The following is a 26,950-nucleotide window of genomic DNA, read 5'->3' on the forward strand; positions in this document are numbered from 1 at the left end:
GAATCTCCCACAAAACAAAGCACATAAAAAACCCGCATTTCTGCGGGTTTTTTCATAGCTAAATCAACCATCACTCAGTTGATCTTGGCATCCAGTTCGCCTTTGGCGTAACGCTCGAACATGTGGTCCAGGGAGATCGGCTTGATCTTCGAGGCATTGCCGGCGGTGCCGAAAGCTTCATAGCGGGCGATGCAGACGTCGCGCATGGCCGAGACGGTCTTGGCCAGATATTTGCGCGGGTCGAACTCACTCGGGTTCTTGGCCATGAATTCGCGGATGGCACCGGTGGACGCCAGACGCAGGTCGGTGTCGATATTGACCTTGCGCACGCCGTGCTTGATGCCTTCAACGATTTCCTCGACCGGCACACCGTAGGTTTCCTTGATGTCGCCGCCGTACTCGTTGATGATTTTCAGCCACTCTTGCGGGACCGAAGACGAGCCGTGCATCACCAGGTGGGTGTTGGGGATGCGTTTGTGGATTTCTTTGATGCGCTCGATCGCCAGGATGTCGCCGGTAGGCGGCTTGGTGAACTTGTAGGCGCCGTGGCTGGTGCCGATGGCGATGGCCAGGGCGTCGACCTGGGTGCGCTTGACGAAGTCAGCGGCTTCTTCCGGATCGGTCAGCATCTGGCTGTGGTCCAGCACGCCTTCGGCGCCAACGCCATCTTCTTCACCGGCCATACCGGTTTCCAGGGAACCCAGAACACCCAGCTCACCTTCAACCGACACACCACAGGCGTGGGCGAACGCCACTACGCGGCTGGTGACGTCGATGTTGTACTCGTAGGTGGTTGGAGTCTTGCCATCAACCCCCAGGGAGCCGTCCATCATCACCGAGCTGAAGCCCAGCTGGATCGAGCGCTGGCAGATATCCGGGCTGGTGCCGTGGTCCTGGTGCATGACCACCGGGATATGCGGGAATTCTTCGATTGCGGCCAGGATCAGGTGACGCAGGAACGGCGCGCCAGCGTATTTGCGCGCACCGGCCGAAGCCTGAACGATCACCGGGGAATCGGTCTTGTCAGCCGCTTCCATAATGGCGCGCATCTGTTCCAGGTTGTTCACGTTGAAAGCGGGGACGCCGTAACCGAACTCGGCTGCGTGGTCCAACATCTGGCGCATGCTGATAAGTGCCATTGTCTGTATCTCTCCCGGTAGGGTCGTTAATCGTGCAAGCCTGCCGGAGCGGCGGCTGCTATTCAAGTTATCTGCATCGACCGTAGTCGCGCAGGTCGATCAGCCGGCTGCCTTGCAACCGCGACCGATCAAATCATTGGTGGCTTCCCAGTAAACCAGGCCTTCATCACCATTTACGTGAAACGCCAGCACGCCGTTACTGAACAACGAGCCGGAAGAACCGGGCACAACCTTGAGCGGGAAGACCTGCTCGCTCTGGTTCAAACGCGCTTCAACTCCGGTTTTCCCCGGATTAGTGTAGCGCCAGTAGACTTCGGCCTTGCTGTCACAAACCCAATGGGTCCAGGCCGCAGTGGCTGGTTGTGTCCCTTGCAGGTTGGCGCAACCGCCGAGCACCGCAAATACCACGAGGGCAATCAAGCCTTTCATTGAATCTCCTGGCTTGCCCCGCGATGCCCGGCCTGTGCCGGTTGCCTCGATACTTCAGGGGCAATTCTGTTCGTTTGGCTTACCGGACGGCTCACCCGTGACATGCGCTTCGACCCGTTGATCGTTCTGGGTCGTCGGCACGTCCACGGACGCCGGACTCAACACTTCACACGCTTTGGTGTGGGCACCGGAACCGGTACAACCCGCCAACACCAGACAACTGAACAGGGCCAGGGCAGCTACTTTCATGGTGAAGCTCCTTCCTTGCGAAAAAGATACCTACCCAGTAGTGACCACTGCGCCCCGCAGATGTTGCTCCGCTACTCAGCCATGCCGACTCAACGGCAGGCCACCGGGCCGACCGCCGGCATGAAATCGTAGCGATCCCATGCCTGCGGCCCACCGCGCTTGTAGAGGACCGGCACGGTTTCCGCCTGCCAGCCCGATTGATAGCAGCCCACGGCGAGTACCTGGGGTACGGCGCCGCGATCGACTTCATCAGCTTCAGGTGCGCTGGCACAACCGGTCAACAGACCGGCGAATATGAGCAGCGGTAACGGCTTGACCATGTGAATCCCCTTTTCCAAAGCCCGTTGATCAGGCCTTGGCACGTTGTTCCAGCATTTCGACCGCAGGCAGGACCTTGCCTTCGACGAATTCCAGGAATGCGCCGCCGCCGGTGGAAATGTAGGAAATTTGCTCGGCAACGCCATATTTATCGATGGCTGCCAGAGTATCGCCACCACCGGCAATGGAGAACGCCGGGCTTTGTGCGATGGCCTGGGCCAGCGTCTTGGTGCCATTGCCGAACTGATCGAACTCGAACACACCCACCGGGCCGTTCCACAGAATAGTCTTGGAAGATTTCAGCAGTTCGGCGAAATGCGCGGCGGTCTGCGGGCCGATATCCAGGATCATGTCATCATCGGCTACGTCGGCGATGAGCTTGACCGTGGCTTCGGCGGTTTCGGCGAATTGCTTGGCCACGACCACGTCGGTCGGCAAAGGCACACTGACTTTGGCGGCGATGGCGCGGGCGGTGTCCAGCAGGTCCGGCTCGTACAGGGACTTGCCGACCTTGTGCCCGGCCGCGGCCAGGAAGGTGTTGGCGATGCCGCCGCCGACGATCAACTGGTCGCAGATTGCGCTCAGGCTGTTGAGTACATCGAGTTTGGTCGAGACCTTGGAGCCGGCGACGATGGCTGCCATCGGCTTGGCCGGAGCACCCAGAGCCTTGCCCAGCGCGTCCAGCTCAGCAGCCAGCAGCGGGCCAGCAGCAGCGACCTTGGCAAACTTGGCCACGCCATGGGTCGAGCCCTCGGCGCGGTGGGCTGTGCCGAAGGCGTCCATCACGAAGATGTCGCACAGGGCGGCGTATTGCTGCGCCAGCTCGTCGGCATTCTTTTTCTCGCCCTTGTTGAAGCGAACGTTCTCGAACAGCACGATGTCGCCAGCCTTCACATCAACGCCGCCCAGGTAGTCGGCCACCAGCGGCACTTCACGACCCAGGGCCTTGCTCAAGTAGTCGGCAACCGGCTTGAGGCTGTTTTCGGCGGAGAACTCACCTTCGGTCGGGCGGCCCAGGTGCGAGCAGACCATTACCGCCGCGCCTTTTTCCAGCGCCAGCTTGAGGGTCGGCAGCGCGGCAAGAATACGTGCGTCGCTGGTGACAGCTCCGTCCTTGACCGGGACATTGAGGTCTTCGCGAATCAGTACACGCTTACCTTGCAGGTCGAGGTCGGTCATCTTCAACACGGTCATGTGAGGCGGTCCCTGTTTTTACTGTTGTGAGTTGGCGGCACGCAAATAGTGATTCGCGGTGTCCAGCATTCGATTGGCAAAGCCCCATTCATTGTCGAACCAGGCCAGCACGTTGACCAGCCGTGGGCCGGATACGCGGGTCTGACTCGCATCGACGATCGCCGAATGGGGGTCATGATTAAAGTCACAGCTGGCGTGGGGCAGCTCGGTATACGCCAGCAGGCCCTTGAGCGGGCCGCTGGTGGCCGCCTCGCGCAAAATCCGGTTGATCTCCACGGCGTCGGTATCACGCTTGACCTGCATGGTGATATCGAGGCAGGACACGTTCACCGTCGGCACACGAACTGCTTTGGCCTGAATTCGCCCGGCAAGTTCCGGAAGCAGGCGCTCAATCCCGCGCGCCAGACCAGTGGACACTGGAATGATCGACTGGAAGGCCGAGCGTGTGCGACGCAGATCTTCATGATGATAGGCGTCGATCACCGGCTGGTCGTTCATCGCCGAGTGAATCGTGGTGATAGTGATGTATTCCAGGCCCAACTGGCGGTTGAGCAGGTCCAGCAACGGTACGCTGCAGTTGGTGGTGCAAGATGCAGCGGAAACCAGGCGTTCGGCACCGGTCAGAGTGTGCTGGTTGATGCCGTAGACGATGGTGGCATCGACATCGGCTTCGCTGGCCATGGGCTGGGAGAACAGCACTCGGGGCGCACGGGCGGCGAGAAAGCGCTCGCCATCGGTCCGGGTGTTGTAGACACCGGAGCATTCCAGCACCAGATCGACGTTCAGGGCGTTCCAGTCGATGCCTTCGGGCGTCGCGCTGCGGAAAACCTTGATGACGTGATCGTTGATATGCAGGTAATCGCCTTCGACCCGCACTTCGCCGGGAAACCGGCCATGGGTGGAGTCAAAGCGCGTGAGGTATTCGAGACTGGCCATATCGGCCAGATCGTTGATCGCAACCACTTCAAACCCGGCCTTCGCCCCTCGCTCACAGAGCGCACGCAGGACGCAACGACCGATCCGGCCGTAGCCGTTCAGAGCAACTTTATACATGCGGGGTTGGGGCATGGGGATTCTCGTTGGAGGCTAGAGCCAGTTGGAGCAGGGCTTGCCCGCGAACCAAACAACACTGTCTGTCAGACAGACCTTGTTGCTTCATTCACGGGCAAGCCTCGCTCCAACGAGTTGCATCAGTCTTCCAGCAATTCTTCCGCTGTGCTGATCACATTCTCCAGGGTGAAGCCAAACTCTTCGAACAGAGCAGGCGCAGGCGCCGATTCGCCGAAGGTGGTCATGCCGATAACACGACCTTCCAGGCCAACATACTTGTACCAGTAGTCGGCGTGGGCTGCTTCGATAGCGATACGGGCGCTGACCTGCAACGGCAGGACCGCTTGCTTGTAGCCAGCGTCCTGGGCTTCGAAGACGCTGGTGCACGGCATCGACACCACGCGAACCTTGCGGCCGGCAGCGGTCAGTTTGTCGTAGGCCTGAACAGCCAGGCCGACTTCGGAACCGGTGGAAATCAGGATCAGCTCCGGCTCGCCAGCGCAGTCACGCAGCACGTAGCCACCACGGGCGATGTTCGCCAGCTGCTCGGCATCGCGGCTCTGGTGTGCCAGGTTCTGACGGGAGAAGATCAACGCCGACGGGCCGTCGTTGCGCTCCAGGGAGTATTTCCAGGCCACAGCCGATTCGACCGCATCCGCCGGGCGCCAGGTGTCCAGGTTCGGTGTGGTGCGCAGGCTGGTCAGCTGTTCGATCGGCTGGTGGGTCGGGCCGTCTTCGCCCAGACCGATGGAGTCGTGGGTGAACACATAGAGCACGCGTTTCTTCATCAGGGAAGACATGCGCACCGCGTTACGAGCGTATTCCATGAAGATCAGGAAGGTTGCGCCGTATGGCACGAAGCCGCCGTGCAGGGCGATACCGTTCATCATGGCGCCCATGCCGAACTCGCGCACGCCGTAGTGCAGGTAGTTACCGTCGGCGTCTTCGCCGGTGATGCTCTTGCAGCCTTTCCAGATGGTCAGGTTGGAACCGGCCAGGTCAGCCGAACCGCCGAGCAGTTCCGGCAGCAACGGACCGAAGGCGGTCAGGGCGTTCTGGCTGGCCTTGCGGCTGGCGATGGTTTCGCCCTTGGCGTTGACTTCAGCCACGTAAGCCGCCGATTTTTCTGCGAAGTCGGCAGGCAGTTCGCCGCTCATGCGACGGATCAGCTCGTTGGCCAGCTCAGGGAAAGCGGCGGAGTAGGCAGCGAAACGCTGGTCCCACTCGGCTTCTACAGCCAGGCCTTTTTCCTTGGCGTTCCATTCGGAGTAGATATTGGCCGGGATTTCAAAAGGACCGTGGGTCCATTTCAGCGCGGCGCGGGTCAGCGCGATCTCTTCGGCGCCCAGTGGAGCGCCGTGGCACTCCTCCTTGCCCTGCTTGTTCGGCGAACCGAAGCCGATGGTAGTCTTGCAGCAGATCAGGGTCGGCTTGTCGCTCTTGCGCGCAGTGTCGATGGCGGTCTTGATCTCTTCCGGATCGTGACCGTCGACATTGCGGATGACCAGCCAGTTGTACGACTCGAAACGCTTCGGCGTGTCGTCGGTGAACCAGCCTTCGACTTCGCCGTCGATGGAGATGCCGTTGTCATCGTAGAAGGCGATCAGCTTGTTCAGGCCCAGAGTACCGGCCAGGGAGGCGGCTTCGTGGGAAATGCCTTCCATCATGCAGCCATCACCCATGAACACGTAGGTGTGGTGGTCGACGATGTTGTGGCCAGGGCGGTTGAACTGGGCCGCCAGGATCTTTTCTGCGGCAGCGAAGCCGACCGAGTTGGCGAAACCCTGGCCAAGCGGGCCGGTGGTGGTCTCAACGCCAGGCGTGTAGCCATATTCCGGGTGACCCGGAGTGCGGCTGTGCAACTGGCGGAAGTTTTTCAGATCGTCGATGGACAGGTCGTAGCCGGTCAGGTGCAGCAGCGAGTAAACCAGCATCGAACCATGGCCATTGGACATGATGAAGCGGTCACGGTCGGCGAACGACGGGTTGCCCGGGTTGTGCTTCAGGTAGTCACGCCAAAGAACTTCCGCGATATCCGCCATGCCCATTGGGGCACCGGGATGGCCGCTGTTGGCTTTCTGCACGGCATCCATGCTGAGGGCACGAATGGCGTTGGCTCGCTCACGACGGCTGGGCATCGCTGATCTCCTGGGGGCAGTAAAGAATGGGATCGGAAAAAGGGGTGCATTTTCCCTCAGGCATTGCTGCGGGGCAATGACAGATCACGCCCAAGGCGTGTTTTTCCTGCCTTGTCGCGACGATTTGCCCGCTATCAGGGGCTGACGCCGGAATCACGGCGTCTGATAAATGCCATTCATCAACCAATATCAAAACTTTTTGATACTGAACTTGCGCAGGCGTCGGTCGCTCTCTAGACTGCCAGCCCTATGAACCTTCGCGTGCCTGCAATTCGCCACGATACCTGCGACGACCTGTCAGCCCTGTGCAAGGCCGGCGGCGATCCGTTGCGGCTGAATGTCCTGCGCGCCCTGGCCAACGACTCGTTCGGCGTGCTGGAGCTGGCGCAGATTTTCGCCATCGGTCAGTCGGGCATGAGCCACCACTTGAAAGTGCTGGCCCAGGCCGAGCTGGTCGCGACCCGCCGCGAAGGCAATGCGATTTTTTATCGCCGCGCCCTGCCCCATACCGGTCAACCGGGCGGCAGGCTGCATGCAGCGTTGCTCGATGAAGTCGATACCCTGCATCTGCCGGACGACGTGCAGGCGCGGATCGGTCTGGTACATCGGCAACGAGCCACCGCCAGTCAGGATTTTTTCGCCCGGGTCGCGGACAAGTTCCGTGCCCAGCAGGACCTGATTGCCGGCCTGGCCCAGTACCGCGAAAGCCTGCTGTCGCTGCTCGACAAGCTAAGCTTCGCTGCAGATGCAACGGCGCTGGAAGTAGGTCCCGGTGACGGTGGCTTCCTGCCAGAACTGGCACGGCGCTTTCGCCATGTCACGGCGCTGGACAACAGTGCGGCCATGCTCGAACTGGCATGCCAGCTGTGCACGCGCCAGGCATTGGCTAACGTTGAGCTGCGTCTGGCCGATGCATTGGGTGACATCCAACTGCGTGCCGACTGCGTGGTATTGAATATGGTGCTTCACCACTTCGCCGCACCGGCTGAAGCACTTGGCCAACTGGCTGACCTGGTGCAACCGGGCGGTAGCCTGTTGGTGACAGAGTTGTGTAGCCACGACCAGAGTTGGGCCAAGGAGGCCTGTGGCGATCTCTGGTTGGGTTTTGAACAGGACGATCTGGCCCGTTGGGCCGTCGCTGCGGGGCTAGTTCCCGGGGAAAGTCTTTATATAGGCTTACGTAATGGTTTCCAGATCCAGGTTCGCCACTTTCAGCGACCGGCTGGCAACACTCACCATCGGTACATTTCAGGAAACCCGTAGAGATGAGCGAATACTCCCTTTTCACCTCCGAATCCGTGTCTGAAGGACACCCAGACAAGATCGCCGACCAGATCTCCGACGCAGTACTGGACGCCATCATTGCCCAGGACAAACACGCTCGCGTGGCTGTGGAAACCCTGGTCAAGACCGGTGTTGCCATCGTTGCCGGTGAAGTGACCACCAGCGCCTGGGTCGACCTGGAGCAGATCGTTCGTGACGTGATCAGCGACATCGGCTACACCAGCTCCGACGTCGGTTTCGACGGCGCCACCTGCGGCGTGATGAACATCATCGGCAAGCAGTCCCCTGACATCAACCAGGGCGTCGACCGTGCCAAGCCTGAAGATCAGGGCGCCGGCGACCAGGGCCTGATGTTCGGTTACGCCAGCAACGAAACCGCCGAGCTGATGCCTGCGCCAATCGCATTCTCGCACCAGCTGGTCAAGCGCCAGGCTGAAGCACGCAAGTCGGGCCTGCTGCCTTGGCTGCGTCCGGATGCAAAATCCCAGGTGACCTGCAGCTACGAAAACGGCAAGGTGGTCGGTATCGACGCCGTTGTTCTGTCGACCCAGCACAACCCGGAAGTGTCGTATAACGACCTGCGCGAAGGCGTGATGGAACTGATCGTCAAGCACGTACTGCCTGCCGAGCTGCTGCATAAGGACACCCAGTTCCATATCAACCCGACCGGCCAGTTCATCATCGGCGGCCCGGTTGGCGACTGCGGCCTGACCGGTCGCAAGATCATCGTCGACAGCTATGGCGGCATGGCCCGTCACGGCGGTGGCGCGTTCTCCGGCAAGGATCCATCCAAGGTCGACCGTTCGGCCGCCTACGCTGGCCGCTACGTTGCCAAGAACATCGTTGCCGCCGGCCTGGCCGAGCGTTGCGAGATCCAGGTGTCCTACGCCATCGGCGTCGCTCAACCGACTTCGATCTCGCTGAACACCTTCGGCACCGGCAAGATCAGCGATGACAAGATCATCAAGCTGGTCCGCGACATCTTCGACCTGCGCCCATACGCAATCACCAAGATGCTCGACCTGCTGCACCCGATGTACCAGGAAACCGCAGCCTATGGCCACTTCGGCCGCACGCCGCAAACCAAGACCGTGGGCGACGACACCTTCACCACGTTCACCTGGGAAAAAACCGACCGCGCAGAAGCCCTGCGCAAAGCGGCCGGCCTGTAATACGGCCCTGGCTGTAGTGCATTGAAAAGGCCCCCGCAGACCAGGTCTGCGGGGGCTTTTTGCATTTAGGTGAGCTAGATCGGCGGGCGCTCGCTGTGGGCGCTGTTTGTGGGAGCGAATTCATTCGCGAAGGCGGCGTTTCAGCCTCGATAAATGCGTCGGATGTGCCGGCCTCTTCGCGAATGAATTCGCTCCCACAGCTCACCCCAAACTCGCTCCACAGTTCGCTCTCACGAAAACCGAACAATCAAACCTCAAGCGCGCCGCGCCACCAACAACACTGACGCCGCCCCCGCCAATAACGTCGCGCAAATCCTGTTGAACAAGCGCTTGCCGCCAGGCCGCGCGAACAGCTTGCGGGCATGCACGCCCATGCAGCCATAGAGTGCGATGGCGATACATTCCAGGGCCAGGAACAAACCACCCAGTACGGCGAACTGCCTGATCACCTCACCGCCCTGATCGATAAACTGCGGCAGGAACGCGGTAAACAGCAGGATCGCCTTGGGATTGCCGATCGCTACCAGAAACTCCTGCCGGGCCAGACTGCCCATGCCGATCATTGCAACCTTCGTCTCATCCTCCATCGTCGGTTTCGCCCGCCACAACTGCACGGCGATATAGAACAGATAGGCCGCGCCAACGATTTTGATCCCATGGAACAACCATTCCGACGTATGCAAAACAGCGGTCAGGCCAACCGCCGCCAGGGCAATCATGATCGCGAATGCCAGGAGACGCCCCAGGCCGCCGAGACAGGCCATGAGCAGGCCATAGCGACTGGCATTACTGATGGACAGCAGATTGTTCGGGCCGGGCGCCATGTTCAGGGCGAAGCAGGCCGGAACGAAGACAAGCAGCGTTGCAAGATTCATAAGGCACCCAGGCGTGAGCGAAGTCGGGCTTTCATTCTGCATGGGCCAGCGCCCGACTCAAGTTACAGCTATAGGCGCAAACGAGGGGGATCTGTACCGCCGGCAAAATCCGGTAACCACCTCGGGCGCAAAAGTCACCGGGATATCACTAGCCTGTCGGCTCCCCCTCAAGCATGGACGCTTCGATGCTGACCTATCTGCGCCTCCTGATCTGCACCGCCCTGACCCTGGGCGCGCTCACCGCCCAAGCTGAATCCTGCCCCGACTGGACACCCACCCAGGCTCGCAATGAAATCCTGCACCTGCAAAAGCAGATTGAACTGTGGGACGACAACTATCACCGCAAGGGAATATCGCTGATCCCCGACGAGCTGTATGACCAATCGCGCGAACGCCTGAGCGTGCTACGCCAATGCTTTGCCAGCGTACCGGCCGAAACCGCAGACCCTCTGCGCACGGCTAAAGGCCCGATTGCCCACCCCATCGTCCATACCGGCGTGACAAAACTGGCAGACACCAAAGCCGTGCAGGACTGGGTCAACAGCCGCGAAGACGTGTGGATTCAGCCCAAGGTCGATGGCGTCGCGGTGACACTGGTGTATCAGCTCGGTCGACTCACCCACCTGATCAGTCGCGGCGACGGCAGGCACGGTCATTCATGGACTCGTCATGCTGCGGCTATCGAAGCCATTCCCTACCGCCTGCCCTGGGAGGAAAACCTGGTCCTGCAAGGCGAGTTGTACTGGCGCCTGGACGGGCATGTGCAGGCCGAATCCGGCAGCCTGAACGCTCGCAGCAAGGTGGCCGGACTAATGGCTCGACAGGAGATGAGCGCTGAGGACGCCGCGAATATCGGCCTGTTTGTCTGGGACTGGCCCGCCGGCCCCGCCGACATGCCCGGACGGATGGCCGCACTCAGTGCCCTGGGCTTCGGCGACAGCTCCCATTACAGCCAACCCTTGAAAACCTTCAGCCAGGCAGAGCGATGGCGCGAGCACTGGTACCGCAATCCGTTACCCTTTGCCAGCGATGGCGTGATCCTGCGCGAAGGCCAGCGCCCGCCGGTAGAACGCTGGCAACCCAAGGCGCCTTACTGGATCGCCGCGTGGAAATACCCCTACGCCCAAGCCTTGGCCGAGGTGCGCAAAATCGAGTTCACCATTGGCCGCAGCGGGCGGATCACGCCAGTACTGGAGCTTAAGCCGATACGCCTGGATGACCGGCAGGTCAGCCGCGTCAGTGTCGGTTCACTGCAACGCTGGCAGCAACTGGATATACGCCCCGGCGATCACGTCGCGATAAGCCTGGCGGGCCTGACTATTCCACGCCTGGATAGCGTCGTTTCACGCAGCGTTGATCGCATCGAACTACAGGCTCCGAAGGCTGAGGACTACCATTTCTTGAGTTGCCTGCAGAGTGCGCCAGGTTGTGAAAGCCAGTTTCGCGCACGTCTGGCCTGGCTCAGCGGCAAGAACGGCCTGGGCCTGACCGGTATCGGGCCGGGTACCTGGGACAGTCTGATCGAGGCGGGTCTGGTCAACGACCTGCTCGACTGGATGTCCATGGACGGCGCGCGACTTGCTACCATGCCCGGCTTTGGTGAACGGCGTAGCGCCAGGTTGCTCACAAGCCTGCAAAGTGCCCGTGAACGCCCCTTCCGCGTCTGGCTCAAAGCCATCGGCCTGCCCGCCGTTGCCGAGGCGCATTTGGGTGATAACTGGCAAGAACTGGCCACACGCAGCCATGAGCAATGGCAGGCGCTGCCGGGTATCGGACCGATCAGGGCGAAGCAGCTGGTTGGCTTTTTTCAGGATCCGCAAATACAGGCGTTAAGCCAGCAATTGCAAAGCTTGGGCATTCAAGGTTTCTAGTAGTTCGTCATTTTTCGGGCACCCGGTTTTTTTCTCATGTATGCCGGGTGCCATTGTTGTTTCAGGAGTGTTTATGAAAGTGTGGTCCCCCTTGATTCTGTTGAGCAGTCTCGCCATGTTCAGCGTTCCGGTATTGGCAGATGACGCTCCGCCGCCGTCGGCTGGTTGCGCCGTCAAGAGCCAGGAAATCCGCAGCAAGATCCAGCAGGCCAAGACCGACGGCGACAAGGATCAGCAGGCGGGTCTGGAGAAAGCCCTGAGCGAGGCCAATGCCAACTGCAGCGAAACCTCGCTGCTCAAGCAACGCGAACAGAAAGTGCTGGATGCCAAGCGCGAAGTCACCCGCCGCCAGAACGACCTGACCAAAGCCATGGAAAAAGGTGACGCCGAGAAGATCAACAAGCGCAAAGAGAAGCTGGCCGATTCACGCAAGGAATTGCAGGAAGCCCAGACCGAGCTGGAGAAGCTTCAGCAAGAGGACTGAGCCCCGCTCATCAAACAACGGCGGCCCGTTGGAGCGAGTCCTGTCTTCACCGGACGACCAACGATCTGTCAGTAAGCCCGAAACTCTTTATGACAGGCTTCACACGCCGCCTGGACCTTGCTCAGCGAGGGAGCAAGGACAGCGGCAGAAGGCTTGGTCGCAGCCACCCCTTTCAACTCATCCGTGGCTGTTTCAAGCGAGCTGACCAATACCTGAAAGCGTTCCTGCTTCTGCCAGACATCGTCTTTGGCACTGGTGTGATCGGCTTCCTTGACCTGGGGGAAATGCTTCCACGGCTCCCTGGCCAGGACGTCAAGCTTGACCGCCGCATCGCTGAAACGCTGGCCGTCGAACGCCACACGCCCGTTGAGCATGCCGTTCATGTCCTCGCTGGTCTTGAGCATCTCTTTGAAGATCGCCTTGCGCTGACCCAATGGCGAATTGGGATCAACCCCGCCGCAGGCACTCAGCGTCAATACAGCCAGCATTAAGACACACAGCTTTTGCACGTTCATGATCGATCCAGGGCGGGGGAAAACGGCGTGCAGTATCCGTGCACGTCGGGCAAACACCAAAGTGGTGCATTGCCGCAGACCTCAGCTGGCCGGGAATGCCGAGACACCGAACAGCGCCACGATCAGCGCCAGGCCGATGAACCACACCAGCGAGCGCAGGGCGGCCCAGTCCGCCAGGTAGCAGATGATGTACACCACGCGCGAAGTGATATACAGCACTGCCAACGCATCGATGGTGCCGCCCTGCGCATTGCCCGCCATTTCGGCGATGATCACGGCGGCGGCAAAGCCCGGCAGGCTTTCGAAGCTGTTCAACTGCGCCGCATGGGCACGCCGGGGCAGGCCTTCGAGTTTTTCGAGAAAGGCGCGTGGGTCATGATTCTGCCTTGGGCTGAATTTGCCGCTGCTGAACTTGGCCACGTAGGTACACACGTAAGGCAGGAAGATCGCGACCAATACGCACCAAAAGGCAACTGTCATGTGTTTATTCCCTGGAGTTTGAATTCATTGGCGCATGGCCCTCAGCCTATGAACCGTCGGCTCGCAAAAGGTTCTTGCAGTAAACCGCAGTGCACCGCCGGGCTTTTTTAATTCGCGATATTTCAACTCGTCCATCATACTTGAGCGCGTTACTGCCGCACCCGGCTGCGCACTTCTAATACCAATAATCCCATCGATTGACTTGAATGCCCTTCTGCATTCGAACAGTCGCACGTGCCCTATCCGGTCAATTCACACAAAGACTGGGATTCACCCATGCCACTCGCCTTGTTTGCACTCGCCGTCGCCGCTTTCGGCATCGGTACCACGGAATTCGTCATCATGGGCCTGCTGCCCGATGTCGCCAATGACCTGCACGTCAGCATCCCCAGTGCCGGGTTGCTGATCACCGGCTATGCCCTGGGCGTGGTATTCGGCGCGCCGGTCCTCGCCATCGCGACGGCCAACATGCCGCGCAGGGCTACATTACTGGGCATGACCCTGACGTTCGTATTGGGCAACGCCCTGTGTGCGCTGGCGCCCAATTACGCCGCGCTGATGAGCGCCCGGGTGATTACCGCGCTGTGCCATGGCGCGTTCTTCGGTATCGGCTCGGTGGTCGCCGCCGGCCTGGTCGCACCGAACAAACGCGCTCAGGCCATTGCCCTGATGTTCACCGGCCTGACCCTGGCCAATGTCCTCGGCGTGCCGCTGGGCACGGCACTGGGACAATTCGCCGGTTGGCGCTCGACCTTCTGGGCGGTGACCGTTATCGGCCTGATCGCGGTGGTCGCGCAAATGGCCTGGCTGCCCAAGGAAATCCCGCTGCAACGAACCAACCTGGCCGCCGAGCTGCGTGTGCTGGGTAAGACCAATGTGCTGCTGGCCATGGCCATGAGTGTGATGGCCTCAGCCAGTCTGTTCAGCGTCTTCACCTATATCGCGCCGATTCTGCAAGACATCACCGGTGTCAGCCCCCATGGCGTGACCATTATGCTGCTGATTTTCGGCGTCGGCCTGACCGTGGGCAGCATTCTCGGTGGCAAACTGGCCGACAGCCGCCTGCTCGCGTCACTGGTCGGCATGGCCCTGGCCACGGTGCTGATCGTGGCCGCCTTCAGCCAGACCAGCCGCTCGCTGATCCCGGCAGCCATCACGCTGTTCGTCTGGGGCATCACTGCATTCGCCCTGTGCCCGATCCTGCAACTGATGATCATCGACCAGGCTCACGAAGCGCCGAACATGGGCTCGACCCTCAATCAGAGCGCCTTCAACCTGGGCAATGCCACCGGCGCCTGGATCGGCGGCCTTGTGGTCGGCAGCGGCGTGCAGCTGACCGAACTGCCCTGGACCGGCGCCGCCCTGGCGATGCTGACACTGCTGACGGCGCTGTTCTATATCTACCTGCAACGCCGCCATGCGCAGACCGTAGGCGCCTGAGGCGTGATTGGCTAACATGGCCGCCAGGTAATCCCAGGTGGGACCGGCGTTAGCCGGGAGGACGCCTTCCCGGTTAACGCCGGTCCCACAGGCCATAGGAGAATGCATGTCCAGCGAAGAGGAGATCGCCATCATTGGCGGTGCACCGATGATCCCCGATCAGCGTCGGGAGCTGATGTTGCGGCAACTGCGCAAGCATCAGGTACTCAGCGTGCATCAGCTGGTGGAGATGTTCGATTGCTCGCACATGACCATCCGTCGCGATATCGCCCTGCTGGAACAGGAAGGCCGCGCCTATTCGGTGACCGGCGGCGTGCGCATCGCCAGCCAGGTCCACAGCGAGCCGAGCCACCAGTCCAAGGCCGTGATCGAACTGCCACAGAAGCAGCGCATGGCCCGTCTGGCCGCAAGCCTGTTGCATAACGACATGACGGTCTATCTGGATGCCGGCACCAGCACCCTGGAAATCGTCCCGCATATCGTCGCCCTGTCGGGCATGACCGTGGTCACCAACGACTTCGGCATCGTCAACGCCTTGGCCGAGGCCGGCCATGTCGACGTGATCCATACCGGCGGCCTGCTCGACCACCCGAACATGTCCTGTGTCGGCGGCCTGGCTGCGGCCACCCTGCGCCAATTGGCGACCGACATTGCGTTCATGTCCACCAGCTCCTGGGACCTGCAACGCGGTATCACTACGCCATCGGCGCTCAAGGTCGAAGTCAAACAGGCCGCGATGCAGGCCGCCTCACAGACCGTACTGGTGGCAACCAGCTCCAAGTACGGCACCTTCGGCATGTACAAAGTCGCCGGACTGGAACAATTCGACACCATCATCAGCGATGCCGATCTGGCCCAGGCGGCTGCGGACGGTATCCGCAAGCAGCGGGTGGAGCTGTTGTTGACGTAAAACACAGCCAACTGAAGGAACGCCTTTGGTGGGACCGGCTTTAGCCGGGAAGACGCCGACGCACCCACGACTCCTTGATCACCAACGCGCTTTCCCGGCTAACGCCGGTCCCACAGTCGCGCGCTTCCTACAAAAATATTCGCTCTTTCCATCTTCACCCAAGATCCGCTCTGACAAACGCGGCCGCATCGTAACGCCCACCAATGTGAATCCATGTGAACTATAAAAATACTTCACATTATTTGCTCATTGATTCACTATCCATTTCACAGTTTCTAACAATATCGACCGCATGCCGGCTGAACGGGCATCGGCAGACATCCGAGGATTGCACGCATGAGTAAGCAGAACGTTGGTGTTATCGGCCTGGGCGCCATGGGCTTGGGGATTGCCCGTTCATTGTTGCGTAGCGGCTTCAATGTGCATGCCTGTGATGTGCGCGCCGCTGTCACCGAGCAGTTCGCCAGCGAAGGCGGCGTCGCCTGTGCAACTGCGGCCGCCATGGCTCAAGCCTGTGATGTGATCATTACCGTAGTGGTCAATGCCGAACAGACCGAAACCGTGCTGTTCGGTGAGAACGGTGCCATTGCCGCACTGCGTCCCGGCAGCCTGGTCATCGGTTGCGCCACCGTCGCGCCGACCTTCGCCATCGAACTGGGCCAGCGTCTGGCCGATCTGAACCTGCTGTACCTCGACGCGCCTATCTCCGGCGGCGCCGCCAAGGCTGCTGCCGGCCAGATGACCATGATGACCAGCGGCCCGGCCGATGCTTACGCCAAGGCCGACGCGGTGCTCAGCGGTATGGCAGGCAAGGTCTATCGCCTCGGCGACGTCCACGGCCTGGGCTCGAAAGTCAAAATCATCAATCAGCTGCTGGCCGGTGTGCATATTGCTGCCAGCGCCGAAGCCATGGCCCTGGGCCTGCGTGAAGGTGTCGATGCCGACGCTTTGTACGAAGTGATCACCAACAGCGCCGGTAACTCGTGGATGTTCGAAAACCGCGTGCCGCACATTCTCAAGGCCGATTACACGCCGTTGTCGGCCGTGGACATCTTCGTCAAGGACCTGGGCCTGGTGCTGGATACCGCCCGCGCCAGCAAATTCCCGCTGCCGCTGTCGGCCACCGCTCACCAGATGTTCATGCAGGCATCCAGCGCCGGTTTTGGCCGTGAAGACGACTCTGCGGTGATCAAGATTTTCCCTGGCATCGAGCTGCCAGTTGCCAAACCTGATCAGGCCTGAGGAGCGCAGCATGAGTCTTTCCTCCCAACGTCCGTTGCTGGGTTGCATCGCCGACGACTTCACCGGCGCCACGGACCTGGCCAACATGCTCGTGCGCGGCGGCATGCGTACGGTGCAGAGCATCGGTATTCCCAGCGCGGAAATGGCTGAAGGCCTGGATGCCGATGCCATCGTCATCGCCCTCAAGTCCCGTACCACGCCGGTCGAAGATGCCGTCGTCGAGTCCCTGGCAGCCCTGCAATGGCTGCGTGAGCGCGGCTGCGAGCAGATTTTCTTCAAGTACTGCTCGACCTTTGACTCCACTGCTGCGGGCAATATCGGCCAGGTCAGCGAAGCTTTGCTGGCCAGGCTGGGCAGCGATTTCACTCTGGCCTGCCCGGCGTTCCCGGAAAATGGTCGGACGATTTTCCGCGGCCATCTGTTCGTGCAGGACCAACTGCTCAACGAGTCGGGCATGCAAAACCACCCGCTGACGCCGATGACCGACGCCAATCTGGTCCGCGTGCTGCAATCCCAGACCCGCCTCAATGTCGGCCTGCTGCGCTACGACAGCGTGGCCAAGGGCGTGGAAGGCGTGCGTAACAAAATCGCCGAACTGCGTGCCGCCGGAATCGGCATGGCGGTGGCCGATGCACTGTCGGATGCCGACCTCTATGTATTGGGCGCCGCCTGCGCCGATCTGCCATTGCTCACCGGCGGTTCGGGCCTGGCCCTGGGCCTGCCGGAGAATTTCCGCAAGGCTGGCAAGCTGCGCCATAGCGAAGACGCCGCCAGCCTGCAGAACATCTCAGGCAAGGAAGTGGTGCTGGCCGGTAGCGCATCCCTGGCAACCAACGGCCAGGTCGCGGCCTGGCTGGAAGCCGGGCGCCCGGCTCTGCGCATTGATCCGCTGGCCCTGGCCGCCGGTCAGCCGGTGGTCGAGCAGGCATTGGCCTTTGCCCGTGACAGCGCAACAACCGTATTGATCTACGCCACCAGCAGCCCGGATGAAGTCAAAGCCGTACAGGCGCAACTGGGCGTCGAGCGCGCCGGTGCCATGGTCGAAGAGGCTCTGGGGCAAATCGGCAAAGGCCTGTTCGACGCCGGTGTCCGCCGGTTTGTCGTTGCCGGCGGGGAAACCTCCGGGTCTGTGGTCCAGGCCCTGGGCGTGCAACTGTTGCAGATTGGCGGGCAGATCGATCCCGGCGTTCCAGCCACTGTCAGCAGCGGCGAACAGCCTGTGGCCCTGGCCCTGAAATCCGGCAACTTCGGCGGTCGCGACTTCTTTGCCAAGGCCCTGCGCCATCTGGCGGGGGACGTTCAATGAGCAACGAAAACGCCCTGCGCGAAGAAATCTGCGACGTTGGCCGCCAGCTCTATGACCGCAGCTACACCGTCGGCAGCGCGGGCAATATCAGCGCCCGCCTCGACGATGGCTGGCTGATCACCCCGACTGACGCCTGCCTCGGCCGCCTCGATCCGGCCACCATCGCCAAGGTCAATCTGGCCGGGGAATGGGTCTCCGGGCACAAGCCGTCCAAAACCCTGGCCCTGCATCGCCAGGTCTACGACCGCAATCCAAGTGTCGGCGGCGTGGTGCATACCCATTCCACGCACCTGGTCGCCCTGACCCTGGCGGGCGTCTGGCAGCAGGACAACATCCTCCCGCCCCTGACTCCGTACCAGGTGATGAAGGTCGGCCCGATCCCCCTGATCAACTACGAACGCCCCGGCTCCGACAAGGTTGCCGAGCGTGTTGCGCAACTGGCCAACAGCGTGCGCGGCGTAATGCTCGAACGCCTCGGCCCGGTGATCTGGGAAAGCTCGGTTTCCAAGGCCAGCTACGCCCTGGAAGAGCTGGAAGAAACCGCCCGCCTGTGGCTGATGACCCAGCCGCGCCCGGCAGCGCTGGACGAAGCGTCGCTGGAGGAGTTGCGCCAGGTTTTCGGGGCGCGCTGGTAAGCCCCCCCTACGGGATCTGTGTTTGCCGCACCAGCAGATAACGAAAAGCCAACACCCCGGCATCGCCGGACAACAATAACAACAGGAACTTCGAGCATGACTCACACGTATCGCGCCACCCTGACGTTCGATTCGCGTAACGCCCTATCCACTCTGTGTGGGAGTGACCGGGCATGACACCATTAGTGCTGATGTGCGTTGCCGGTGCCGGTATCGCCCTGCTGCTGTTCCTGGTCCTCAAATACAAATTCCAGCCGTTCGTGGCCCTGATGCTGGTCAGCATCATCGTCGCCCTGGTTGCCGGGGTTAAGCCCGGCGATCTGGTTGCCACCATTGAAGGCGGCATGGGCAAGACCCTTGGCCACATCGCGATCATCATCGCCCTGGGTGCCATGATCGGCCGCATCATCGAGCTGTCAGGCGGCGCCGAGGCGCTGGCCAAGACGCTGATCAAGCGCTTCGGCAACAAGCGCACGCCACTGGCGCTGACCGTGGCCGGTTTCATGGTCGGTATCCCGGTGTTCTTCGAGGTCGGCGTAATTATCCTCATGCCTCTGGCATACGGCGTCGCCCGTGCCGCGCGCAAACCTCTGCTGGTGTTCGCCCTGCCGATGTGTGCCGCGCTGCTGTCCGTGCACGCCTTCCTGCCGCCGCACCCGGGCGCCGTCGCTGCGGCAGCACAATTGGGCGCTGACCTGGGTCGTGTGCTGATGTTCGGCCTGCCGATTGTCGGCGTACTGTGTCTGATCGGCTATTTCATTGCCGGGCGCATGACTCGCAAGGTCTACCCGATGACCGACGATATCCGCGCTGAAGTCTATGGCCCGCATATCACCAACGAAGACCTCGTGGCCTGGGCCAACGACGACTACTCCAAGACCAGCGAAGCCGCCCACGCCAAGACCCTGGGCCTGGAAGAAAGCGCCAGCAGCCTCGCCGCTCGTCTGCCTGCCGCTCCGGCACCGGGCTTCGGCATGATCATCGGCCTGATCCTGCTGCCGATCATCCTGATTCTGCTGGGCACCCTGGCAACCACCATGCTGCCGGGCGATTCGACCCTGCGCAGCATCCTCACCGTACTCGGCGCACCGCTGGTAGCGCTGCTGATCGACACCCTGCTGTGCGCCTGGCTGCTGGGCTCGCGCCGCGGCTGGAGCCGTAGCCAAGTCTCCGATGTGGTTGGTTCGGCACTGCCGGGCGTGGCCATGGTGATCCTGATTGCCGGTGCCGGTGGCGTATTCGGTAAAGTCCTAGTCGATACCGGCATCGGTGCCGTAGTCTCGGAAGCCCTGCGCAATACCGGCCTGCCGGTGCTGGCCCTGGGCTTCCTGCTGACCCTGCTGCTGCGTGCGGTGCAGGGTTCGACGACTGTGGCCCTGGTCACCACCGCCGGTATCCTCAGCCCGCTGATCGCGACCCTCAACCTGAGCGCCAACCACCTGGCCCTGCTGTGCCTGGCCATGGGTGGTGGCGGTCTGGCGATGTCCCATATCAACGATGCCGGTTACTGGATGTTCACCAAACTGGCCGGTCTCAACGTCGGCGATGGCCTGCGCACCTGGACCGTACTGGTAACGGTATTGGGCACGCTGGGCTTTTTGACTACCCTGCTGCTTTGGCCATTCGTCTGACCTGAAAGACTGGAGTTCCCATGCCTCGCTTCGCTGCCAACCTGAGCATGCTCTACCCGCAACACGACTTCCTCGCGCGCTTTGACGCGGCCGCTGCCGATGGTTTCGAGGCGGTCGAGTTTCTGTTCCCTTATGACTTCAGCATCGCGCAACTCAAGCAACGCCTGGACGACAACGGACTGGTCCAGGCGCTGTTCAACGCGCCGCCGGGAGCCTGGGCCACGGGTGAACGCGGCACGGCATCGCTGCCGGGCCGCCAGAGCGAGTTCCGCGAAGGCATCGGGCAGGCACTGGAATACGCCGCCGTATTGGGTAATGACCGGATTCACGTCATGGCAGGGCTGCTGCCAAGCGAAGACCTGCGTGAGCGCCATCACGCGGTCTATCTGGAAAACCTCGCCTTTGCCGCCGAACAGGCCGCCAAGGCCGGTATCACCGTGCTGATCGAACCGATCAACACCCGCGATATTCCCGGCTTTTTCCTCAACCGCCAGGATCAGGCCCAGGCCGTCTGCAAGGAAGTCGGTGCCGCCAACCTGAAGGTGCAGTTCGATCTGTATCACTGCCAGATCGTCGAAGGCGACGTGACCATGAAGCTGCGTCGTGACTTCGCCGGAATCGGCCATATTCAGATCGCCGGCGTGCCGGATCGGCATGAGCCAAGCCTGGGCGAACTGAACTACCCCTACCTGTTCGACATGATCGACCAGTTGGGTTATCAAGGCTGGATCGGCTGCGAATACCGCCCCAAAGGCGATACCAGTGAAGGGTTGCAGTGGCTGCGGGAGTGGCGTCAAAGCCAGGCCTGAAGCGCGACACTTCGGTTTCTCCTCCTGACAACAATAAAAAAGGAAGTAGAAATGCACCATTTGAAAAACGGCCTGTGTGCCGGTTTGCTTGTTCTGGCCGGGTCCGGCCTGGCTCCAGCCAGCGCCGCAAGCCTACCGGTTGCAACGGAAGGTGAATGGACCGCACCGTCCTTCACCTTCCATACCGGTGAAAAGCTCGACAATCTAAGGTTGAGCTACGTCACCGTCGGCGACCCGAAAAACCCGGCAATCCTTTATTTGCACGGTACCAATCGCCCGGCCAGCGACATGCTGAGCAAGGACTTCGCGGGCGAGCTGTTCGGTCCCGGACAACCGCTGGATGCCAGCCGCTACTACATCATCGCGCCAGACGGGATCGGCGTCGGTAAATCCAGTAAGCCCTCTGACGGCTTGCGAAGCAAATTTCCGCAATACAACTACACCGACCTGATAGAGGCACAACACCGTCTGATCAGCGAAGGATTGGGTATCAAGCACCTGCGCCTGGTGATCGGCAACTCCATGGGCGGGATGCAGACCTGGATGTGGGGCGAACGCTGGCCGGACATGATGGACGGCCTGGTGCCCATGGCCTCCCAGCCAACGCCCATGTCGGCCCGTAACTGGATGATGCGGCGCATGCTGATCGAATCCATCAAGCAGGACCCTGCCTGGCAGGACGGCAACTACACCAGCCCGCCGCCGTCACTGCGCACGGCCAACGTCATGTTCGGCATTGGCACCAGCGGTGGCACCCTTGCCTACCAGGCACTGGCACCGACGCGGGCGCAGGCGGACAAGCTGGTCGATGAGCGTCTGGCCGCGCCTCTGCCGGGCGACGCCAACGACTTCATCTACCAGTGGCAATCCTCGGCAGACTACGACCCGGCGCCGCAACTGTCAGCCATCAAGGCGCCGGTACTGGCGATCAACAGTGCCGACGACGAGCGAAACCCACCCGAGACCGGGACGATGCAATCGGCCTTGAAGCAGTTGAAAAATGCGCGGCTGGTGCTGATACCTGCCAGCTCCGAGACGCGGGGACACGGCACCACAGGCTCTGCGCGCTTCTATGCCGAGCCGCTTGGCGAGTTCATGAAGGCCACCGCCCGGCCTTGATCGAGCGATCCGGCACAATGCGACGGGACACCGCCGCATCGTGCCGATTAACCGACTAATTCGCCTCGAACTGATCCTTGATGTAGCGAATTTCCGTACGACCGTGGGGCGCAGGTGTCCCGTCTTCGCCGAGATTGACGAACACCAGCTTGTCGATGGTCAGGATGCTCTTGCGGGTGATCTTGTTGCGCACGTGGCAGCTCAGGGTGATAGAAGTGCGGCCGAACTCGGTGGCGGTGATACCCAGCTCGATGATGTCGCCCTGGCGCGAGGCGCTGACGAAGTTGATCTCCGAAATGTACTTGGTCACCACGCGCTGATTACCCAACTGCACAATGGCGTAGATCGCCGCTTCCTCATCGATCCAGCGCAACAGACTGCCCCCGAACAGGGTGCCGTTGGGGTTGAGGTCTTCGGGCTTGACCCATTTGCGGGTATGGAAATTCATGATCACTCCTGAGCGTCTGCCAATAGATATGCAGCATAGTGCCAGCCCGAACCATTTACCTCCATCGAACATCTACTATGGCCGCGATTAGTCACCGGTCATTTAAACGCATCAAGCCCTTGGGCTAATCCATCGACACCGTTATAATCGCCCCCGCTTCAAAAAACGGTCATTGTTCCCTGATACCGTTTTCCCGCCACCTGTCCGAGGGGCGCTGCAGCAGGTTTTCACCTGTCAGGCTCGGATGGGGCGTTGTTCGAGCCGACCATCAAGGTCGCCTGCTCGAGCCTTAAACGCACAACGGCGCCCATTCGCACACTACGAATGGAGACTCTTTATGAGCGCTGTAAACACGCCCGCCGGTTTCACCGACTTTAAAGTCGCCGACATTTCCCTGGCTGCCTGGGGTCGTCGCGAAACCATCATCGCCGAATCCGAAATGCCTGCCCTGATGGGCCTGCGTCGCAAATATGCCGGCGAGCAACCGCTCAAGGGCGCGAAGATCCTCGGCTGCATCCACATGACCATCCAGACCGCCGTACTGATCGAGACCCTGGTTGCCCTGGGCGCCGAAGTTCGCTGGTCGTCGTGCAACATCTTCTCCACTCAGGATCAGGCCGCTGCCGCTATCGCTGCTGCCGGTATCGCCGTGTTCGCCTGGAAAGGCGAGACTGAAGAAGAGTACGAGTGGTGCATCGAGCAGACCATCCTCAAGGATGGCCAGCCATGGGACGCCAACATGATCCTCGACGACGGCGGCGACCTGACCGAGATCATCCACAAGAAATACCCGCAGATGCTGGCCAAGATCCACGGCGTCACCGAAGAGACCACCACTGGCGTACACCGCCTGCTGGACATGCTGGCCAAGGGCGAGCTGAAGATCCCGGCGATCAACGTCAACGACTCGGTCACCAAGAGCAAGAACGACAACAAGTACGGCTGCCGTCACAGCCTGAACGACGCGATCAAGCGCGGCACCGACCACCTGCTGTCCGGCAAGCAAGCGCTGGTCATCGGCTACGGTGACGTGGGCAAGGGCTCGGCCCAGTCCCTGCGTCAGGAAGGCATGATCGTCAAGGTCACCGAAGTCGACCCGATCTGCGCCATGCAAGCCTGCATGGACGGTTTCGAACTGGTTTCGCCGTTCATCAACGGTGAAAACGATGGCACCGAAGCAAGCATCGACAAGGCCCTGCTGGGCAAGATCGACCTGATCGTGACCACCACCGGCAACGTTAACGTCTGCGACGCGAACATGCTCAAGGCCCTGAAAAAGCGCGCAGTGGTCTGCAACATCGGTCACTTCGACAACGAAATCGACACCGCTTTCATGCGCAAGAACTGGGCATGGGAAGAAGTGAAGCCACAGGTGCACAAGATCCATCGTACCGGTGCTGGCACCTTCGATCCGCACAACGATGACTACCTGATCCTGCTGGCTGAAGGCCGTCTGGTGAACCTGGGCAACGCTACCGGTCACCCAAGCCGCATCATGGACGGTTCGTTCGCCAACCAGGTTCTGGCGCAGATCTTCCTGTTCGGCCAGAAGTACGCCGACCTGCCTGCTGCTCAACAAGCCGAGCGCCTGACCGTTGAAGTTCTGCCGAAGAAGCTCGACGAAGAAGTGGCTCTGGAGATGGTGCGCGGCTTCGGCGGCGTAGTGACCAAACTGACCAAGACCCAGGCCGACTACATCGGCGTGACCGTCGAAGGTCCGTTCAAGCCGCACGCATACCGCTACTGATGGTTTGACACCGCTCCTGTGGGAGCGAATTCATTCGCGAAGGCGTTGGTACAATCGACATAAAACAGTCGGATGTAATATCGCATTCGCGGATAAATCCGCTCCCACAGGAGATTGGTGTCAGTCGCTTGCGCTTCCAAGGATTTCATCATGTCCCAAGACCGTCGCTACAGCTTCGAGTTCTTCCCGACGAAGACCGATGCCGGCCATGAAAAACTGCTGACAGTCGCTCGTCAGCTGGCCAGCCTGAAACCCGATTTCTTCTCCTGCACCTATGGTGCCGGTGGCTCCACCCGCGATCGCACGATCAACACCGTGTTGCAGCTGGAAAAAGAAGTCAGCATTCCCTCCGCCCCGCATCTGTCCTGCGTTGGTGACAGCAAGGCCGATCTGCGTGGCCTGCTCAAGCAATACAAGGATGCGGGCATCAGCCGCATCGTCGCCCTGCGCGGTGACCTGCCTTCGGGCATGGGCATGAGCGGTGGCGAGCTGCGCTATGCCAGTGACCTGGTGTCGTTCATCCGCGAGGAAACCGCTGATCACTTCCATATCGAAGTGGCTGCTTATCCGGAGATGCACCCACAGGCGCGCAATTTCGAAGACGATATCGCCAACTTCGTGCGCAAAGCCAAAGCCGGTGCCGACAGCGCCATTACCCAGTATTTCTTCAACGCCGACAGTTACTTCTACTTCGTCGATCGCGTGCGGAAAATGGGCGTTGATGTGCCGATCGTGCCGGGTATCATGCCTATCACCAACTACAGCAAACTGGCACGTTTTTCCGATGCCTGTGGCGCGGAAATCCCTCGCTGGATCCGCAAGCAGCTGGAGTCCTACGGTGATGACGTGAAGAGCATCCAGGCTTTTGGTGAGCAGGTGATTACACAAATGTGTGAACAACTGTTGCAAGGCGGCGCCCCGGGCCTGCACTTCTATACGCTGAATCAGGCTGAACCTAGCCTGACGATCTGGAACAATCTGCAGTTGCCGCGCTAAACACTGATTTATTTGTTGCGGCATGTCTGGCACATTCAGGTCATGTTTATTCGGTGACCCTGTCGCAAGCACAGGGTCGCCACGCCTTGGATAACGGACTAAGCAGTTGACTCCACCCAATAAGATCCAACCTCGCCCGCAGCTGATCTATCTGGTTTTCGGTGCCGAGACCTACCATCAGGAAGCCGTGTTCAGCATCGCCAGCGCTCTGGCCTGCCTGCGCGACACACCTGATCAGGCTCTGGATATCCAGGTATTCAGCGACAATCCAGAGCCGTACCGCTTGCTGCCGGTCCAGGTGCGCCCGCTGGACGAGGCGACACGCAAGGCCTGGAGCGAACCCCATGGTTATCATTTCCGGACCAAGCATGTCGCCCTGCGCGCCGTCCTGGAAGAGTCGCAGCAGGCCCTGTTGATCGACACCGACACATTTTTCCATTGCTCGCCGCTGAAGCTGTTCGAGCGGATCAAACCCGGCACAGTGCTGTGCAACGCTTTCAACCAGCGTTACGGGGCATATAGCTGCTCCGATCTGCACAAGGCTCTGGCCCATATCCTCGCCGAACGCGGCCTGGCCGATGACGAAATGCCGCTGCTCAATTCCGGCGTGATCGGCCTGATGCACGAAGACCGCGAACTGCTGGATCGCTCCATTGCCCTGATGGATGAGTTCTATCCTTTGGCCCCTGGCGCTTACACGCTGGAAGAGTTCTGCCTCGGCGTCGCGGCTTACCGGAATATGGAAGTCGCCGAGTGCACCGACCTGATCCACCATTACTGGAGCCGCAAGCAGCTGTTCCGCGCCAAGATTCGCGCCTGGCTGCACAAGCACAGCAATGCACCACTGAGCACTGCAGCCCTGGACGACACCCGGCGCGTGACCACTCGCCTGCCGCGCCCACCGCGCTGGCAGCGCCTGTTCTATCGCAGCATGACCCTGAGCGTGCCGTTGCAACAACGCCAGTTCATTCGCGAAATTCTCTATGGCTGCTATCAGCACAGCAACGAGTTCGACCGCGCCTGCTGCGAAGTCTGGTGGGACAAGGCTCGGGAAAATGCCGAGCAGCGTCTCAAGCAGCCACTGCAGCAGCAACAACTGGCCTCATGGCTGGACCACTGGATGGTCAAGCAACTGCTGGGCTGCCGCCGCGAGGCGATTTACCAGCACCTTTCACAGAACAAAAGCGGTGCCTGAGGTGCCGCTGCACTGACGCTACAAAACCGTTGAGCAGCAGGAACGCGGCGCAGAGCGATTGCTCTGTTATACTCCGGCTTCCCGCCAGGCTTACGCCCGGACGCTCGGTCTTGCAACAGGCATCTCGACACGCCAAAAGCGCATCTTCTTTTTTGCGCGCTAATGTCCCGAGATGACCTTGAGGCCCCGCAGGACCGGACGGGATCGCGACTTCGTCGCCATTCGCGCCGGGCAAGATCTCCCATTGGGCCAAGCCCTCACTTAGAACAGGATT

General features: G+C 60.8%; 26 protein-coding genes and 1 riboswitch. Of the genes, 15 read left to right on the forward strand and 11 right to left on the reverse strand.

Features of this window, described 5'->3' with window-relative positions:
* Nucleotides 1-74 precede the first annotated feature (74 nt).
* The 7 genes from fba to tkt all read right to left on the reverse strand — a co-directional run bounded on the left by fba (nucleotide 75) and on the right by tkt (nucleotide 6,517).
* Nucleotides 75-1,139, reverse strand: coding sequence for a class II fructose-bisphosphate aldolase (gene fba, locus ACCD02_RS00095; protein WP_413297895.1), 1,065 nt, complete (start codon nucleotides 1,137-1,139; stop codon nucleotides 75-77).
* Nucleotides 1,140-1,238: 99 nt separating this feature from the next.
* Nucleotides 1,239-1,568, reverse strand: coding sequence for an MliC family protein (locus tag ACCD02_RS00100; RefSeq protein ID WP_413297897.1), 330 nt, complete (start codon nucleotides 1,566-1,568; stop codon nucleotides 1,239-1,241).
* Nucleotides 1,569-1,622: 54 nt separating this feature from the next.
* Entirely contained in the window at nucleotides 1,623-1,817 is a 195-nt protein-coding gene (locus ACCD02_RS00105) for a hypothetical protein (RefSeq protein ID WP_259101629.1), read from the reverse strand.
* A gap of 89 nt (nucleotides 1,818-1,906) precedes the next feature.
* On the reverse strand, nucleotides 1,907-2,137 hold the full coding sequence (locus ACCD02_RS00110; protein ID WP_413297898.1) for a hypothetical protein: 231 nt from the start codon (nucleotides 2,135-2,137) through the stop codon (nucleotides 1,907-1,909).
* 28 nt (nucleotides 2,138-2,165) lie between these two features.
* Nucleotides 2,166-3,329: a phosphoglycerate kinase gene (locus ACCD02_RS00115; RefSeq protein WP_413297899.1), complete on the reverse strand. Its 1,164-nt coding sequence runs from the start codon at nucleotides 3,327-3,329 to the stop codon at nucleotides 2,166-2,168.
* Nucleotides 3,330-3,347: 18 nt separating this feature from the next.
* Nucleotides 3,348-4,397 carry an erythrose-4-phosphate dehydrogenase gene (gene epd / locus ACCD02_RS00120; RefSeq protein WP_413297900.1) on the reverse strand — a complete coding sequence of 350 codons (1,050 nt, stop codon included), beginning with the start codon at nucleotides 4,395-4,397 and terminating at the stop codon, nucleotides 3,348-3,350.
* A gap of 122 nt (nucleotides 4,398-4,519) precedes the next feature.
* Nucleotides 4,520-6,517 (reverse strand): transketolase, encoded by a 1,998-nt coding sequence (gene tkt, locus ACCD02_RS00125; RefSeq protein ID WP_413297902.1) that lies wholly within the window; start codon nucleotides 6,515-6,517, stop codon nucleotides 4,520-4,522.
* A 249-nt stretch (nucleotides 6,518-6,766) separates the two neighbouring features.
* Here tkt and ACCD02_RS00130 point away from each other — a divergent pair, with 249 nt between their 5' ends.
* Both ACCD02_RS00130 and metK read left to right on the forward strand, forming a co-directional pair.
* Nucleotides 6,767-7,780 carry an ArsR/SmtB family transcription factor gene (locus ACCD02_RS00130; RefSeq protein WP_413297903.1) on the forward strand — a complete coding sequence of 338 codons (1,014 nt, stop codon included), beginning with the start codon at nucleotides 6,767-6,769 and terminating at the stop codon, nucleotides 7,778-7,780.
* 2 nt (nucleotides 7,781-7,782) lie between these two features.
* On the forward strand, nucleotides 7,783-8,973 hold the full coding sequence (gene metK / locus ACCD02_RS00135; protein WP_259101616.1) for a methionine adenosyltransferase: 1,191 nt from the start codon (nucleotides 7,783-7,785) through the stop codon (nucleotides 8,971-8,973).
* A gap of 254 nt (nucleotides 8,974-9,227) precedes the next feature.
* Here the strand turns inward: metK and ACCD02_RS00140 are convergent, their stop codons facing one another.
* Complete coding sequence (locus tag ACCD02_RS00140; protein ID WP_413297904.1) at nucleotides 9,228-9,848, reverse strand: LysE family translocator; 621 nt, start codon at nucleotides 9,846-9,848, stop codon at nucleotides 9,228-9,230.
* A gap of 185 nt (nucleotides 9,849-10,033) precedes the next feature.
* On the opposite strand from ACCD02_RS00140, the gene ligB reads away from it, so the two are divergent.
* Both ligB and ACCD02_RS00150 read left to right on the forward strand, forming a co-directional pair.
* Nucleotides 10,034-11,719, forward strand: coding sequence for an NAD-dependent DNA ligase LigB (gene ligB / locus ACCD02_RS00145; RefSeq protein WP_413297905.1), 1,686 nt, complete (start codon nucleotides 10,034-10,036; stop codon nucleotides 11,717-11,719).
* A 73-nt stretch (nucleotides 11,720-11,792) separates the two neighbouring features.
* On the forward strand, nucleotides 11,793-12,203 hold the full coding sequence (locus ACCD02_RS00150; protein ID WP_413297906.1) for a DUF1090 domain-containing protein: 411 nt from the start codon (nucleotides 11,793-11,795) through the stop codon (nucleotides 12,201-12,203).
* A gap of 68 nt (nucleotides 12,204-12,271) precedes the next feature.
* On the opposite strand, the gene ACCD02_RS00155 is transcribed toward ACCD02_RS00150, so the two are convergent.
* Together ACCD02_RS00155 and ACCD02_RS00160 are read right to left on the reverse strand one after the other, a co-directional pair.
* Nucleotides 12,272-12,718, reverse strand: coding sequence for a c-type cytochrome (locus ACCD02_RS00155; protein WP_413297908.1), 447 nt, complete (start codon nucleotides 12,716-12,718; stop codon nucleotides 12,272-12,274).
* An 81-nt stretch (nucleotides 12,719-12,799) separates the two neighbouring features.
* On the reverse strand, nucleotides 12,800-13,198 hold the full coding sequence (locus tag ACCD02_RS00160) for an MAPEG family protein (protein WP_413297909.1): 399 nt from the start codon (nucleotides 13,196-13,198) through the stop codon (nucleotides 12,800-12,802).
* Nucleotides 13,199-13,474: 276 nt separating this feature from the next.
* Between ACCD02_RS00160 and ACCD02_RS00165 the strand changes: the two genes are divergently transcribed.
* The 8 genes from ACCD02_RS00165 (at nucleotide 13,475) to ACCD02_RS00200 (ending at nucleotide 22,290) form a co-directional block, all read left to right on the forward strand.
* Nucleotides 13,475-14,638 carry an MFS transporter gene (locus tag ACCD02_RS00165; protein ID WP_413297910.1) on the forward strand — a complete coding sequence of 388 codons (1,164 nt, stop codon included), beginning with the start codon at nucleotides 13,475-13,477 and terminating at the stop codon, nucleotides 14,636-14,638.
* 106 nt (nucleotides 14,639-14,744) lie between these two features.
* Nucleotides 14,745-15,548: a DeoR/GlpR family DNA-binding transcription regulator gene (locus tag ACCD02_RS00170; protein ID WP_413297911.1), complete on the forward strand. Its 804-nt coding sequence runs from the start codon at nucleotides 14,745-14,747 to the stop codon at nucleotides 15,546-15,548.
* A gap of 336 nt (nucleotides 15,549-15,884) precedes the next feature.
* Nucleotides 15,885-16,790 (forward strand): L-threonate dehydrogenase, encoded by a 906-nt coding sequence (gene ltnD, locus ACCD02_RS00175; protein WP_413297912.1) that lies wholly within the window; start codon nucleotides 15,885-15,887, stop codon nucleotides 16,788-16,790.
* Nucleotides 16,791-16,800: 10 nt separating this feature from the next.
* Entirely contained in the window at nucleotides 16,801-18,096 is a 1,296-nt protein-coding gene (gene otnK / locus ACCD02_RS00180; RefSeq protein WP_413297913.1) for a 3-oxo-tetronate kinase, read from the forward strand.
* Nucleotides 18,093-18,731, forward strand: a complete 639-nt coding sequence (locus tag ACCD02_RS00185; RefSeq protein ID WP_413297915.1) for an aldolase — start codon at nucleotides 18,093-18,095, stop codon at nucleotides 18,729-18,731. Before otnK ends, ACCD02_RS00185 begins: the two co-directional genes overlap by 4 nt.
* Before the next feature lie 173 nt (nucleotides 18,732-18,904).
* Nucleotides 18,905-20,362, forward strand: coding sequence for an SLC13 family permease (locus ACCD02_RS00190; RefSeq protein ID WP_413297916.1), 1,458 nt, complete (start codon nucleotides 18,905-18,907; stop codon nucleotides 20,360-20,362).
* Nucleotides 20,363-20,382: 20 nt separating this feature from the next.
* Nucleotides 20,383-21,171 (forward strand): 2-oxo-tetronate isomerase, encoded by a 789-nt coding sequence (otnI, locus tag ACCD02_RS00195; RefSeq protein ID WP_413297917.1) that lies wholly within the window; start codon nucleotides 20,383-20,385, stop codon nucleotides 21,169-21,171.
* A 51-nt stretch (nucleotides 21,172-21,222) separates the two neighbouring features.
* Nucleotides 21,223-22,290, forward strand: coding sequence for an alpha/beta fold hydrolase (locus ACCD02_RS00200; protein WP_413297918.1), 1,068 nt, complete (start codon nucleotides 21,223-21,225; stop codon nucleotides 22,288-22,290).
* A 55-nt stretch (nucleotides 22,291-22,345) separates the two neighbouring features.
* Here ACCD02_RS00200 and ACCD02_RS00205 read toward each other — a convergent pair whose 3' ends face one another.
* Nucleotides 22,346-22,738: an acyl-CoA thioesterase gene (locus ACCD02_RS00205; protein WP_413297920.1), complete on the reverse strand. Its 393-nt coding sequence runs from the start codon at nucleotides 22,736-22,738 to the stop codon at nucleotides 22,346-22,348.
* A 200-nt stretch (nucleotides 22,739-22,938) separates the two neighbouring features.
* Nucleotides 22,939-23,054, forward strand: a riboswitch (S-adenosyl-L-homocysteine riboswitch).
* A gap of 21 nt (nucleotides 23,055-23,075) precedes the next feature.
* Here ACCD02_RS00205 and ahcY point away from each other — a divergent pair.
* The 3 genes from ahcY (at nucleotide 23,076) to ACCD02_RS00220 (ending at nucleotide 26,676) form a co-directional block, all read left to right on the forward strand.
* Nucleotides 23,076-24,485: an adenosylhomocysteinase gene (gene ahcY / locus ACCD02_RS00210; protein WP_413297921.1), complete on the forward strand. Its 1,410-nt coding sequence runs from the start codon at nucleotides 23,076-23,078 to the stop codon at nucleotides 24,483-24,485.
* A gap of 150 nt (nucleotides 24,486-24,635) precedes the next feature.
* On the forward strand, nucleotides 24,636-25,481 hold the full coding sequence (gene metF, locus ACCD02_RS00215) for a methylenetetrahydrofolate reductase [NAD(P)H] (protein WP_413297922.1): 846 nt from the start codon (nucleotides 24,636-24,638) through the stop codon (nucleotides 25,479-25,481).
* Nucleotides 25,482-25,587: 106 nt separating this feature from the next.
* Complete coding sequence (locus tag ACCD02_RS00220; protein WP_413297924.1) at nucleotides 25,588-26,676, forward strand: hypothetical protein; 1,089 nt, start codon at nucleotides 25,588-25,590, stop codon at nucleotides 26,674-26,676.
* Nucleotides 26,677-26,950: the final 274 nt, after the last annotated feature.

This window comes from Pseudomonas sp. Pseusp88, assembly GCF_047303955.1.
In the GTDB taxonomy this organism is placed as follows: domain Bacteria; phylum Pseudomonadota; class Gammaproteobacteria; order Pseudomonadales; family Pseudomonadaceae; genus Aquipseudomonas.

Bases quoted from the DNA above. Each gene is read 5' to 3' on its own strand.
- fba (WP_413297895.1), bottom strand. From the start codon at position 1,139: ATGGCACTTATCAGCATGCGCCAGATGTTGGACCACGCAGCCGAGTTC.
- ACCD02_RS00100 (WP_413297897.1), bottom strand. From the start codon at position 1,568: ATGAAAGGCTTGATTGCCCTCGTGGTATTTGCGGTGCTCGGCGGTTGC.
- ACCD02_RS00105 (WP_259101629.1), bottom strand. From the start codon at position 1,817: ATGAAAGTAGCTGCCCTGGCCCTGTTCAGTTGTCTGGTGTTGGCGGGT.
- ACCD02_RS00110 (WP_413297898.1), bottom strand. From the start codon at position 2,137: ATGGTCAAGCCGTTACCGCTGCTCATATTCGCCGGTCTGTTGACCGGT.
- ACCD02_RS00115 (WP_413297899.1), bottom strand. From the start codon at position 3,329: ATGACCGTGTTGAAGATGACCGACCTCGACCTGCAAGGTAAGCGTGTA.
- epd (WP_413297900.1), bottom strand. From the start codon at position 4,397: ATGCCCCAACCCCGCATGTATAAAGTTGCTCTGAACGGCTACGGCCGG.
- tkt (WP_413297902.1), bottom strand. From the start codon at position 6,517: ATGCCCAGCCGTCGTGAGCGAGCCAACGCCATTCGTGCCCTCAGCATG.
- ACCD02_RS00130 (WP_413297903.1), top strand. From the start codon at position 6,767: ATGAACCTTCGCGTGCCTGCAATTCGCCACGATACCTGCGACGACCTG.
- metK (WP_259101616.1), top strand. From the start codon at position 7,783: ATGAGCGAATACTCCCTTTTCACCTCCGAATCCGTGTCTGAAGGACAC.
- ACCD02_RS00140 (WP_413297904.1), bottom strand. From the start codon at position 9,848: ATGAATCTTGCAACGCTGCTTGTCTTCGTTCCGGCCTGCTTCGCCCTG.
- ligB (WP_413297905.1), top strand. From the start codon at position 10,034: ATGCTGACCTATCTGCGCCTCCTGATCTGCACCGCCCTGACCCTGGGC.
- ACCD02_RS00150 (WP_413297906.1), top strand. From the start codon at position 11,793: ATGAAAGTGTGGTCCCCCTTGATTCTGTTGAGCAGTCTCGCCATGTTC.
- ACCD02_RS00155 (WP_413297908.1), bottom strand. From the start codon at position 12,718: ATGAACGTGCAAAAGCTGTGTGTCTTAATGCTGGCTGTATTGACGCTG.
- ACCD02_RS00160 (WP_413297909.1), bottom strand. From the start codon at position 13,198: ATGACAGTTGCCTTTTGGTGCGTATTGGTCGCGATCTTCCTGCCTTAC.
- ACCD02_RS00165 (WP_413297910.1), top strand. From the start codon at position 13,475: ATGCCACTCGCCTTGTTTGCACTCGCCGTCGCCGCTTTCGGCATCGGT.
- ACCD02_RS00170 (WP_413297911.1), top strand. From the start codon at position 14,745: ATGTCCAGCGAAGAGGAGATCGCCATCATTGGCGGTGCACCGATGATC.
- ltnD (WP_413297912.1), top strand. From the start codon at position 15,885: ATGAGTAAGCAGAACGTTGGTGTTATCGGCCTGGGCGCCATGGGCTTG.
- otnK (WP_413297913.1), top strand. From the start codon at position 16,801: ATGAGTCTTTCCTCCCAACGTCCGTTGCTGGGTTGCATCGCCGACGAC.
- ACCD02_RS00185 (WP_413297915.1), top strand. From the start codon at position 18,093: ATGAGCAACGAAAACGCCCTGCGCGAAGAAATCTGCGACGTTGGCCGC.
- ACCD02_RS00190 (WP_413297916.1), top strand. From the start codon at position 18,905: ATGACACCATTAGTGCTGATGTGCGTTGCCGGTGCCGGTATCGCCCTG.
- otnI (WP_413297917.1), top strand. From the start codon at position 20,383: ATGCCTCGCTTCGCTGCCAACCTGAGCATGCTCTACCCGCAACACGAC.
- ACCD02_RS00200 (WP_413297918.1), top strand. From the start codon at position 21,223: ATGCACCATTTGAAAAACGGCCTGTGTGCCGGTTTGCTTGTTCTGGCC.
- ACCD02_RS00205 (WP_413297920.1), bottom strand. From the start codon at position 22,738: ATGAATTTCCATACCCGCAAATGGGTCAAGCCCGAAGACCTCAACCCC.
- ahcY (WP_413297921.1), top strand. From the start codon at position 23,076: ATGAGCGCTGTAAACACGCCCGCCGGTTTCACCGACTTTAAAGTCGCC.
- metF (WP_413297922.1), top strand. From the start codon at position 24,636: ATGTCCCAAGACCGTCGCTACAGCTTCGAGTTCTTCCCGACGAAGACC.